We start from the raw sequence: 266 nt of genomic DNA, 5'->3' as shown, positions 1-266 counted from the left end.
AAACGGGATGAGCGCCAGAATGGCGAGCGACAGCTTGACCATCCAGTCCGCCACGGCCAGCGACACCCAAAGCGGTGCGACCGGCCCCAGACCGAGCAGCGGCACCGCCTCTCCGGCCCAGGACACGTCGTTTGTCGGTTCCAGGAAAGTCAGGGCGCCTGAGAACGCGATGGTGAAGAAGATCGCCGTATCCAGGCTCGATCCCACCAGGGTGGAGGCCAGCGGTGCCCGCCACCAGGAGCCTTCGCGCAGCCGGTTGAACACGG

Annotated in this window: 1 protein-coding gene; it reads right to left on the bottom strand. The window is 66.5% G+C overall.

What is annotated here, in order from left to right:
• Positions 1-266 (bottom strand): VUT family protein (locus tag E0702_RS17650; protein ID WP_205742086.1); only part of this gene is annotated, 266 nt, incomplete at both ends.

The organism is Halomonas marinisediminis (assembly GCF_004347715.1).
Classification (GTDB): domain Bacteria; phylum Pseudomonadota; class Gammaproteobacteria; order Pseudomonadales; family Halomonadaceae; genus Halomonas; species Halomonas icarae.
Note: the sequence above shows the minus strand (reverse complement) of the source record. Positions and strands in the feature narration are given on the sequence as shown.